Origin of the sequence: Fervidicoccus sp. (genome assembly GCF_049967375.1) — an archaeon.
GTDB lineage: Archaea > Thermoproteota > Thermoprotei_A > Sulfolobales > Fervidicoccaceae > Fervidicoccus > Fervidicoccus fontis.
Window position 1 is genome coordinate 1 of record NZ_JBMFSV010000030.1, and the last position, 10,776, is coordinate 10,776.

The window sequence follows — 10,776 nt, forward strand, 5'->3', positions numbered from 1 at the left end:
GTAAAATATATTTTGAACATCTTTGGTCTCATTAATTTAATCAGTAGCTACTGAATTCTCATTATTTCTCTTTACGTTGAGGTAGTCTATGCTAAATATTTCCTTTGCTAAAAATTCATCCAAAGCCTTGTTTATTATCTGATTTCTGTTCTTATATTTTCCTGATTGAATCAGTTCCTTTATGAGCTCCAGCACGTCATCGGAAACCTTTACAGTAATGTTCTTCTTCATTTCAAGAACCACCATTAAAATTATTTTTGACAATTTAAGTATAAAACGAAAATGATCTGCGCATATGAAGTAAGGGAAACAAAGATGAGAAAACTTAAAAAGCTCAATTGTAATTAACTTAATAAGATGGATTTAAGGTCTTAAAAAAGAGGCTTGAAATTGTAGTAATGCAGGTGTGGTTTTATGCCCATAAAAGATCCTGAACTTGTCGAAATAGTAACGAAAAGAGTATTAGACAAGATGATTTGTAGGAATTGCGGAGCTATCAACCCTCCTAATGCTACTAAATGCAGGAGATGTGGCAGTAAAAATTTAAGACCAAAGAAGAAGAAATTAGGAATGAAGAAAGGATGAAACCGCTTTCTAATTTTTAAATTGATTGCGCCGGGGTGGCCGAGCGGTCTAAGGCGGCGGGCTGCAGATAAATTTTGAATTAAACCGCCTATCGATTTAAGTGGAAACCCGTTTTATCGCGGGTTCAAATCCCGCCCCCGGCTCTATTTCGACTTTTTTAATTCAAATCAGAGAGTGCATAGTTCTTGAAATTAACTAAAAACAAGAATGTCTATTAAGTCGATCTAATAAATACTTACTCTGAGTGCTTTGTAGCTTCCTCTTCCTGACCTTCCATCTTTTTCTTCAAATCTTTATATACAGTAGTGAAGAGCTCCATCAAATATTTCTGTTCTTGAAGTTGTGGCTTTTGAGTGTAATTTTGAAGTTCTAAAAGAACTACCTTGTCCTCATCACTTACTTTCATCGTTTTTTCCTCTTTTTTAGACTCTAAAGTGATTTCTTCCAAAAGCCCTTCATAAGGATCATAAATTAAAGATGGAAATTCTGCCAAAAACTGATCTTGAGATTTTATAATTCCTCCAATAGACATTATTGGAACATTGTTTTCAATGCTTCTCGTTTCAAGAATTTTTTTCAGTTTTTTATCAAAAACAGGTTCAATTCTTGGGAAATTTATTAAAACTGTTGAGCCTAAAATTGTAAGCCCCCTAGCGATTTCAGGATGATAAGAGTCCCACTCCGCCATGATTCCATATTTTTCTTTCATATCAACTACTTCAAGGCTCTTTCCAGAAGATAAACCGATAGAAATATCCGAGTGGCTTAAAACTATTTTTCTATATTTTCCTACAATATTTCCAGTAGGAGATATCGCTAGGGAGGTCAAAAAAACCTTAGGTCCAGCCCTTTCTAGTATTGGCCCAGAGATTATGAAGATGCTGTTCTGTACAGCCAAAGTTGAAAGGAAATATGCTGTTCCTCCGCTAGGTATTCTCTCTGCATGATTCTTAAGGATAGATTTCAGTTGAGCAGGGCTTGTAAATGAAATAGCAGGACCTAAATTTATCATTGATGGAAGAATGACAACTTTAGCACCTTTCTGCTTTGCTTCATGAACAACTTTTTTAGCTCTTTCGAAATTGAGCTTCTTTGAGAGTAATTTTAGTGTCATGTGAGCAATAGCTATTTTCATCAAGTTATACCTCTTTTCCACTAATAATTGTTCTTAAGAATATATAAATAACTTAAATGATTCTAATTATAAAGTTTTATATTGACTTATATTTTTTAAGTTGCTTTTGTCTGGCTTTTGACTTTTTTATAAGGCAGTGCAATTAAAAATCCGTTGAAAATTATTTAGAGATTTCGCTTATCTCTCTATATAATTCTTCTATTACATTTCTATAGTCTTCTTCTCCATTTGCGACCCTACTCATTTTTTCTTCCAGCGATCTCGTCCTTTCTTCGCTTACTAGTTTGCTGAAATTAGCTGAAAGGTAATTATAGACATTTATTCCGAGCTTCGTTGGAACTATTTTCCTGTACTTTCCGCTTTCCAGAGCATATCTTCTAGTAAGAATTTTTGAGATAATCGTTGCATATGTGCTTGGTCTCCCTAATCCCCTCTCTTTCATCTTCGAAACAAGATCCGCCTGGGTATATAATTGAATGACCCTTTTCTTTATAGCATTTACATTAACGATGCTATAAGAACCTTCTTTCATTCTTTGCCTGAGTTCTAAATAGCTATATACGGTCAGAAACCCTTTATCTTTGATGTTATTTGTTAAAATCTCTTCAGATATTTTTATACCAGTTCCCTCTATTTCATATACAATAAATTGCTTACTTACAACGCATGGCTTCATTTGGGATGCTACGAATCTTCTAAATATTAGATCATATAAAGAGAAATGCGTTCTCGTCAAAGGCTTCGGAACGATTATTTCTCCTTCATCGATAAGCTTGATCAGGTCATCTTTACTGAGAGGTCTTGTCGGTCTAATGGCTTCATGCGCTCCCTCAGATCCCCATATTCTTGGAGTGAATAATTTTTCCCAACTATCTACAAAATTTCTTTGAATATAATCTTTAGCAACTTCTATGCCTGTTGTGGAAACTCTTATGCTGTCAGTTCTGTGATATGTTATCAAACCTGCTTCAAAAAGATCTTGTGCAAGCTGCATCGTTCTTGAAGCGCTTAGTCCAAGAACCTTATTTGATTCAATGAGTAGAGTATCTGTGGTGAAGGGCGGCCTTGGGAATACTTCTGCATCCTCCTCCTTTACCACCTTTACGATTACTTTCTTTTCTTTCAGCGCATCCAAATCTAATTCTCTATTATAATCCTCTTTTGCAAATGAAAGCTCAATTAAACCTCCATTTTTTGCTTGTATAGAAATTATTGTCTTTTCGCTTTTTAAGTGATCATGATATCTTTCAATTATCCATCCTAAAACTGGTGTTTGAACCCTTCCTGCGCTTAAATTTTTATTTTCCGAGCATCTGCTCTCATTCTTAACATACTTCATGCAATATTCTTTCCAAAAGTCCTTTTGAAGCTTTTGCGATAGCGAAAAGCCGATCCACCTGTCTTCAACCCTTCTTGTAATCTGCGCATCTACTAGCTTTTCATCTATTAATTTTTCTTCTGATAGTGCCTTTAATATTGCTCTTCGAGTAACTTCGTGAAAGAGTACTCTCTTGATGTTTTGAGTAAAGGGTCTAAGTAGAACAGAAATATCCCATCCGATTTTTTCTCCTTCGGTATCTGGATCGGTGGCAATGAGAACTTTATCCACTTCAGTTGCCAAGTCTCTTAGAGCATTTATTACATTTCTGCTGTCCTTTATCTCTCTGCTACCGCACCTAGGGCACCTATCGATTTCATCTGAAAATTGATTGCCGCAGTTCAAGCACTTCTTTATTGTCGAATATACAGGTACGAAAGTTTTTCTCTTCTCATCGTACAGTATTCCGTAAAGCTCTTTTTTTAAACCGGAATACGCTTTAAGCTCATTATCATTTGCATTTGTTACCACATCAACTATATGTCCTCCGCTAGAAGTAATAAGAAGCATCAAATTTCCAATAGAAACTTCATATGCCTTTAGGTTTTCTCCAAGTATCCTGACACTCGGCCTTCCGAAAAAGTTTGAGATAGTCTTCGCCTTATTCGGGGACTCTACTATCATAAGAGCGCTCTTTACTAAATCTAATTTTTCTCCCTCAAACTTTCCTTCAATTATCTTTAGAACTTTTTTCCTATCTTCATCAATTTCTTTCAAAACCTGATTAAGGTCTATGATTTCAAGTGGCTTAATATCCGCACTTTCTATATATATCCTTGCACTTCTTTGGAAGATTTCAAATAACCGATTTTCACTCTTGGGAACAAGAGTTATTGCTAGCCCTTTGGTCAAACCTCCCGCATATAATCTGCTGCATCTTCCGCTCGCCTGAATATAGCTTTTTATATCAGGCACATAAATGAAGAATTTCTCCCCCTCCTTTCTTACGAAGACCTCATTTGTGCTCAGTAGATAATTTTTAACGTCTTCTCTCTTCAATGAGTTCTTCAAGAATTGAATGCTTTCCATAAATGCTCTATCTATATCATTTTCGATCTTTCCCTCAATAAGTTTATTAGCTATGATTTGAATTGCAGCTGGAGACAAGCTTCTCAAAATTCTTCTAATGTTTTTCAAATATACCTTTGCTTGTTCAGATACATCTTTAATGTTTGCCTTTGAAAGAAGTGAGAGAATAGTCAGTACATTCAGAGGATGTATATTTTCCAGCTGGAGTGTGAATTTGAACCTCGGCAGTCCTGCAAATATAACATATCTAACCCTGTGAGGAAGATCCAGTCCTCTTACAAGGATGCCATAGTAGATTGAAACGCCCACTAAAACATCTATTTCACCTGTTTCGAAACTTTTTATGGATCTGATATTCTTTGAAGAAATCGCTTCACTTTTTATTCCTATATAATTTAGCAAATCAGCAATCTTTTTTGCATATTCGGTTCCCATATCGCTTGGAACAAATACCAAACCCCCCGAACCCAGTTTTTTTACTAAGCTTACAAGTTCTTTCTCTAGATCCTCGTCGGAAACTACCTTATAGGTATCAACTACATTTCTAAGTTGCTCAGTCTTTGTTCCAACTTGGAATCCCAAGAGCTCTTTAAAAAGCGAAATTTTCCTCCCCTTTGGGCTACCTGTAGCGCTACTTACAACTAAAACTGCACCGATTTTTTCTTTCTCTTTTTTAAGCTTTTCCAGCTTTTCATTGAGTTCTTTTCTCAACTTTTCACTCTTATTGTCCTCCTGTGCTCTCATTGCTAGTGAACGTAAACGTGAAATCTCTAGAACAAGATTGATAGCTTCGCTGCTAAAGCCCATCGCGTTAAAAAGGGATTCTATACTTTTACCGCTTTTTAGAACGGAGTCAACGTCATCTACAAAAAAGAAGCGGAAACCAGCTCTTTTCAATATCGAAGAATTCCTTATCATGAATTTAGAAGTGCAAACAAAAATGTCAAAATCTCCTTTAGACAACATTTCTAAAACTTCGGACTTAATACCCGCTCTGAGCATTGAAGAGCATAAGATTTTTGCATCAATTTCAAGTGTTTCTTTGAATCGTTCAAGCTTTTCACATACCTGAGAAACCAAGGCTCTAGTTGGGAGAACTATCATACTTTTCTCTTTGTGCTTAGAGAAAAATAAAGCAGTAATCATTCCAAATACAGTTTTTCCAACCCCTGTAGGAGCAACAATGGAAAAGCTTTTATTGAGAAAAACTCTTTTGGCCCATGTGATTTGGGCGCTCCAAGGAGGGTTCCTTAAAGCTTTTTCGAACATATCGACAAATTCTTTTAGCATTTCCTCCATATTATAGTACTTTTTTAGCTCCTTTAAAGAGCCCTCTTCTTTTAACTTAAGCAATAGGCGCTCGAAATCCAATTCTTCATTTATATCTGGTAAGCATCTTTCACATGCTAGCCCTTTTGAGAGCCTGAGATCTGATACAGGACCACCGCAGTTAGGACAGCTTCTGATATATATACCTTTTACCTGTTGCATGACAGTTCAACATTTTTCTTTATCCTTTTACTTCCTTTTAAAAACAATTTTTTATTTATATATTTAATTTTCTTAAAGTCGTAAATGTATGTTGAGGATAAGATGTTTTACTTAGACATGGATGAAGCTTATAGCATTTCTCTCATTTCAAGTTGTGTGAGAGAAAAGTATGTTATCTGTCAACATAATACCTTTGGTTTTTCAAAACTTTGTATAACTGTTTGTTAGAATTGAAAGTCTAGGTATTTGCAAATGCGCAGAAGTCCTCATTGAATTATTGGTAGAAAATCCTGAAAAATTATTGTAATGCTTATTCTTGAATTATTCGCTCTGATAAATTTAAACCGCTTCAGAAAAAAGCATAAAACTTCATTCTTATATCCGTTCCCGGATTCCTCATCATCAGACGGATTTCAAATTACAAATATTTTTCTTTTCCTTTTATTCTTTTCTTATTTCAATGTGAAATATTGTTTGTTTGCGAGCACTTAAGTTCTCAGTTTTGCCTCAATTTTTTCGACCAAACTAAGAATTTGCTTTTTATTATCCTCAGAAAGATTCACGTTAACTTTGATTGTGTCAAGTATTTCGATTTTGCTATCTTTTAAGAGCTCTTCAATTTGTTTATCAGCGCTTGTCCCCCATCCAAACGTTATTATTACTCCCGCATATTTTATCGGAGGCTTCAAAAGCTTTAAAAGATAAAGATAATTAAAAGGTATTGGATGAATGCTACCAATTATTGTCGGAACAGCTAGGACTATCGCGCTGGAATCAGCCATGTTCTTTGAAACTTCGCTTAAGTTAGCTTGAACTAAGTCATACAGTTTAACATTAATCCCCCTGTTAAAAAATTCACTTTCTAGCAATCTCGCAATGCTTTCCGTATGTTTGTACATGCTAACATAGAGAATCAAAACTTTCTTATCTGTTTTCCCTTCTGCCCATTCATTATATTTTTCCAAAATTTTTTCTGGGTGCCGAATAATCGGTCCATGAGACGGGGCTATCATTTTTATTTTTAGGTTTGAAATCTTTTTGAGCGCGGAGATAGCGTTCGTTCTAAAAGGCATCATTATTGTAGCCCAATATTCCTTTGAGAATTCAATGATATCGCTGACATCATCATCCCAGATTCCTTCTGCTAAATGAGCGCTGAAGAAGTCGCATGAAAAAAGTACGCCGTCCTCAACAAGGTAAGTAAACATAGTTTCAGGCCAGTGAAGCATAGGCGCTTCAATAAATTTCAGCGTTCTTCCTCCTAAATCTATTATATCACCATCTCTTACTATCTTGATTCTTTCATCTGGAACATGATAAAAGACTTTTGCTAGCTTTGCTCCAAATGCCGTCGTCACAAGCTTAGCATCAGAAGCCTTTTCCATTACGATAGGTATAGAACCTGAATGATCCGGTTCAGCATGATTCATAATGACGTATTTTATGTCCTTAATATTAACAACACTCTCAAGCTTTTCAAAGAATTCGCTTTGAAAATCTGATTCAACGGTGTCAATAAGAGCAACAGATGTGCTTCCTTTTACTAAATAGGAGTTGTAGCTGGTGCCCCTCTCTAGTGGAGCAAATGCGTCAAATATTTTTCTGCTCCAATCTTTAACCCCGACCCAGTATATCCCTTCGGTAAGCTTAATTGGCTTAAAATTCAACAAATTTACCACCAAAATTTTTTCATTCATTATTTTTTTCTCGTTGATTATATATTTATTCTATATATTAGAAAAGAGAGCTTTCTATCAGTAAAATTTATTCGCGTTCATTGCGATTTAATTAAAAAAAGAAAGTGGATGAAATTGTCTTTAAAGAAGCTTATGGCATTGATGATTTTCCTGTTTTTAATTGGCGGTATATTAGGATATTTAATTGTACTGAGCGGTCAGAGCGATCTGATATCGCAGTTAATAGGAGGAGTTGGAGAAAAGGCGAAAACAATAAACTTTAAGCCATTTTCACCTTCATCTGTTCTTGCAATTTTTGTTAACAACTTAACCGTTTCTCTAATTTCAATCTTAAGCGGTTTGACAGTTGTAATTCCCTCTTTCATAGTACTGGCTAATGGTATAATTACCGGACTGGTTGTCGGGCTTTTAACTCAGGAAGGGTTGAGTGTTTTTTCTGGCATATTATCATTAATGCCGCACGGTATTTTTGAGCTTACGGCAATTTTTCTTTCAGCAGCTTACGGCACTTCTCTTGGAGTAAACTTTTGGAAGTTTATGTTTAGAAGAGAAAACAACTTTTTCGATGTATTAAAAAAGATGCCGAAGTACGTGCTGAATATTGTTATACTGCTACTTATAGCAGCAGTTATAGAGGTTTTCATATCTCCTTTAGTTCTGCAGTTCCTCTTGAACAGCAAGACGCCTGTTCCTATATGAATTATCTGACCTCCTCCCCGCCCTAAAAAACGAGGCTTTCAGTTGTTAAACAACTAATTTCTTTTAATATTTAAAAATCACAGTGTTTAATTATATATAGAACTAACATTTTAAGGAGATGTTTGGCTTGAGCAGCTTTTATGATATTCTTTTTTCTGTAGTGATTGCAGCAATTATCATACTAGTAGGTTACCTCATTGGAAGATTAATGAAATATCTCATTGAAGCATCTTTAAAGAGGACCGGATTTGATAATTGGCTGAAGAAATTCACAATCGGTAGGGCTTTAGACAAGGCTGGATATTCAGCAAGTGAGTTTTTCGCACTAGTTACATCATGGTTTTTATACGCATTCTTTATTTTGCTCGGGTTTGAATATATCTTCATTAACCTCAATTTAGGCTACTTTTCTAGCCTAATCCTGACAATCATGAAAGTATATCTTTGGGGGCTTGCTAAAGTAATTATAATCATAATTCCAGGATTCATATTGGTTGATTCGTTTGTAGGGTATATATACAGTACTTCAGAGATAAGAGAAGAAGAAATCATTCTATCTCCCATTGCCGAATATTTGCGAATATTGCTGTATATTGTAATTGTAATATTTGCTCTGGACAGAAGCGGGATGGAAGTCCAGGTTCTAGAGAGTGCGATGTCCCCTATAATTTGGGGACTAACTGCCGTTATGATAATAGTATCTGTGAGCATAATAATTTCAAGAATGTTTAAAAGCAACAAATCATCTTAAATTATATTTTGGTGAGATTGAATGACCGAAATAAATTATTACGGTCACAGCGCGTTTGAGATTCAATTAGTGGGGCTTGACAATAGAGTTAAGACGGTTCTAATTGACCCTTGGATAACAAATCCGCTATCAAAAGCTAAAGTTGAAGATTTTTCTAATAAAAAGATCGACTATATCATTGTCACTCACGATCACTCAGATCATTTGGGGAATGCTTATGATATATGCAAAATAACGGGCGCTAAGATGGTAGGAGTTTATGAATTAGCTGAAGAGGCTGAAAAAAATGGGATTTCTGCGATCGGTGGAAATGTAGGAGGGCGATTGAGCATAGACGATTTAGATATAGTGCTCGTTCCTGCAGTGCATTCAAGTGAAAAAGGTGTTCCTGTGGGAGTTGTCGTATCAGGAAGGGACTTCACTTTTTACCATGCAGGGGACACAGGTGTTTTCACTGATATGAGCATAATAAGCGAGCTGTATTCACCAGACCTCGCATTTCTTCCAATTGGGGGACACTTCACTATGGGAATAAAGGAAGCAGTAAAGGCAGTTCAGCTGATTAAGCCTAAAATGGTCGTGCCAATGCACTACAATACTTTCGAGGAGATTAAGGCTGATCCATTAGCCTTTAAGTCATTAGTCGAATCACTAACCAAGACAAAAGTTATAGTGGTAAATCCTGGCGAGAAAATAATTTTATAAATTTTTATTTTTTTGAAAAGTCTTATAAAGTCTATAGAAAAATATATTTTTTAAGGTGTGAGAATTGTACAGGAGAAGAGTGCAAATTGTTGGAGGATCTACTTACATTCTCAGCCTTCCTAAAAGCTGGGCCGAAAAGGTCGATTTGAAGGAAGGTGAAGAGCTATTTGTTGAAGAACTCAGTAATCAGGCGCTTCTTATATACGCGCCAGAAAGAAGAGAGCATTTTTCAAAAGCAGAAATTTCTTTCACATGTAAGGAAAGCAGGAATTTTATAGAGAGGACAATTATTGCTCAATACTTAGCCGGAAAGAAAGAAATAGTCCTACATGCGAGCGATGTTGAATGCAAAAAAACGCTTTCAAGCATTGCCGATTCTCTGAAGAAAAAGGTACTTGGGCTAGAAATATTAGAAGAAACTTCAAACGACATCGTTTTGGGAGCTATACTTGACACAACATTTTCAGATATTACACATGTAATAAACAGCATGATGAAAACTATAATATACATGCTTGAAGACCTAGCTATTGGACTGCGCAAAAACGACTTAAAAATTATTAAGGATATATATCAAAGGGATGATTATATAGACAGGCTGTATCTATATTCTATAAGATACTTAGTTAACATTTACAATATGCCGACCCAAGAACGGATCAACCCAAGCTCTTCTGTTCATTACGCACTTGCCGCAAAATCATTAGAAAGAATAGGAGACCATGTATCAGCAATATCAAAAAACTTGGAAGTAGAGCTTGTCCAGTCTAATATAAACGACAAAGAAAAGGAAGGAATACTGAATTTGATTAATTCTATAAAGGATTTAGAATCTCAAATTCTAAAGCTGGTTTTGAAGTTTGATGGTGAGCTACTAAATGAAATAACTGAAAAAGCAATAAACTTGATGAATGTAGAATCAGAGCTTAGAGCATCTCTTCTTAAATATTCAGTTAACCTTAGCTACGTTGCAGAAAGTCTGAGGAGAATAATTGCATATTCAATCGATTTATTAGAGAGTGTGTTGGACATTAATGTTCTGCAAACTTAAAGCTTTCCCTTTTTGCTATGAGAATCATTTGAATTAATCAGCACTTCAAAGCTAATCACTGGGCTTTAATAAAGATTAAAGTCTTAAAAATTTCCTAACTTCTTTAATGCATATATATTTCATACACTTTGTTGATTTGTGCTGCACGACACTTTTTTTCACTTTGACAAAACAAGCGACAAGTCTCACCATTTATGGTGGGGGGAAGGAGGTCAGAATAGAGTTAAGACGGTTCTAATTGACCCTTGGATAACA

The 10,776-nt window shown here is 35.4% G+C and carries 9 protein-coding genes and 1 tRNA gene; 6 read left to right on the top strand and 4 right to left on the bottom strand.

Annotated features, from left to right (window positions below; translation table 11 throughout):
- Positions 1–36: 36 nt before the first annotated feature.
- Positions 37–231 carry a ribbon-helix-helix domain-containing protein gene (locus tag ACP5SL_RS05570; protein WP_228009318.1) on the bottom strand — a complete coding sequence of 65 codons (195 nt, stop codon included), beginning with the start codon at positions 229–231 and terminating at the stop codon, positions 37–39.
- 183 nt (positions 232–414) lie between these two features.
- Here ACP5SL_RS05570 and ACP5SL_RS05575 point away from each other — a divergent pair, with 183 nt between their 5' ends.
- Together ACP5SL_RS05575 and ACP5SL_RS05580 are read left to right on the top strand one after the other, a co-directional pair.
- A complete protein-coding gene (locus ACP5SL_RS05575) occupies positions 415–585 on the top strand; it encodes a 50S ribosomal protein L40e (protein WP_014558436.1) in 171 nt (56 codons plus the stop codon).
- A gap of 29 nt (positions 586–614) precedes the next feature.
- A tRNA-Cys gene (locus tag ACP5SL_RS05580) sits at positions 615–728 on the top strand.
- A gap of 92 nt (positions 729–820) precedes the next feature.
- Here ACP5SL_RS05580 and ACP5SL_RS05585 read toward each other — a convergent pair.
- The 3 genes from ACP5SL_RS05585 to ACP5SL_RS05595 all read right to left on the bottom strand — a co-directional run bounded on the left by ACP5SL_RS05585 (position 821) and on the right by ACP5SL_RS05595 (position 7,297).
- Positions 821–1,720: a carbon-nitrogen hydrolase family protein gene (locus tag ACP5SL_RS05585; protein WP_148683771.1), complete on the bottom strand. Its 900-nt coding sequence runs from the start codon at positions 1,718–1,720 to the stop codon at positions 821–823.
- A gap of 160 nt (positions 1,721–1,880) precedes the next feature.
- Positions 1,881–5,618, bottom strand: a complete 3,738-nt coding sequence (gene rgy / locus ACP5SL_RS05590) for a reverse gyrase (RefSeq protein ID WP_428228312.1) — start codon at positions 5,616–5,618, stop codon at positions 1,881–1,883.
- 488 nt (positions 5,619–6,106) lie between these two features.
- Positions 6,107–7,297 carry an FprA family A-type flavoprotein gene (locus ACP5SL_RS05595; RefSeq protein WP_428228316.1) on the bottom strand — a complete coding sequence of 397 codons (1,191 nt, stop codon included), beginning with the start codon at positions 7,295–7,297 and terminating at the stop codon, positions 6,107–6,109.
- Between the two features lie 132 nt (positions 7,298–7,429).
- On the opposite strand from ACP5SL_RS05595, the gene ACP5SL_RS05600 reads away from it, so the two are divergent.
- From ACP5SL_RS05600 to ACP5SL_RS05615, 4 genes are all read left to right on the top strand, one after another.
- Entirely contained in the window at positions 7,430–8,014 is a 585-nt protein-coding gene (locus ACP5SL_RS05600; protein WP_158308336.1) for a stage II sporulation protein M, read from the top strand.
- 127 nt (positions 8,015–8,141) lie between these two features.
- The gene (locus ACP5SL_RS05605; protein ID WP_428228313.1) at positions 8,142–8,765 is read left to right on the top strand and encodes a mechanosensitive ion channel family protein; all 624 of its coding nucleotides are present in this window, start codon (positions 8,142–8,144) and stop codon (positions 8,763–8,765) included.
- Positions 8,766–8,786: 21 nt separating this feature from the next.
- Positions 8,787–9,470, top strand: a complete 684-nt coding sequence (locus ACP5SL_RS05610; protein WP_428228314.1) for a metal-dependent hydrolase — start codon at positions 8,787–8,789, stop codon at positions 9,468–9,470.
- 64 nt (positions 9,471–9,534) lie between these two features.
- Complete coding sequence (locus tag ACP5SL_RS05615; RefSeq protein ID WP_428228315.1) at positions 9,535–10,521, top strand: PhoU domain-containing protein; 987 nt, start codon at positions 9,535–9,537, stop codon at positions 10,519–10,521.
- Positions 10,522–10,776: the final 255 nt, after the last annotated feature.

What these genes read in the sequence shown, in the direction of transcription:
- ACP5SL_RS05610 (WP_428228314.1), top strand. Translation starts at nt 8,787, where the DNA reads ATGACCGAAATAAATTATTACGGTCACAGCGCGTTTGAGATTCAATTA.
- ACP5SL_RS05585 (WP_148683771.1), bottom strand. Translation starts at nt 1,720, where the DNA reads ATGAAAATAGCTATTGCTCACATGACACTAAAATTACTCTCAAAGAAG.
- rgy (WP_428228312.1), bottom strand. Translation starts at nt 5,618, where the DNA reads ATGCAACAGGTAAAAGGTATATATATCAGAAGCTGTCCTAACTGCGGT.
- ACP5SL_RS05575 (WP_014558436.1), top strand. Translation starts at nt 415, where the DNA reads ATGCCCATAAAAGATCCTGAACTTGTCGAAATAGTAACGAAAAGAGTA.
- ACP5SL_RS05570 (WP_228009318.1), bottom strand. Translation starts at nt 231, where the DNA reads ATGAAGAAGAACATTACTGTAAAGGTTTCCGATGACGTGCTGGAGCTC.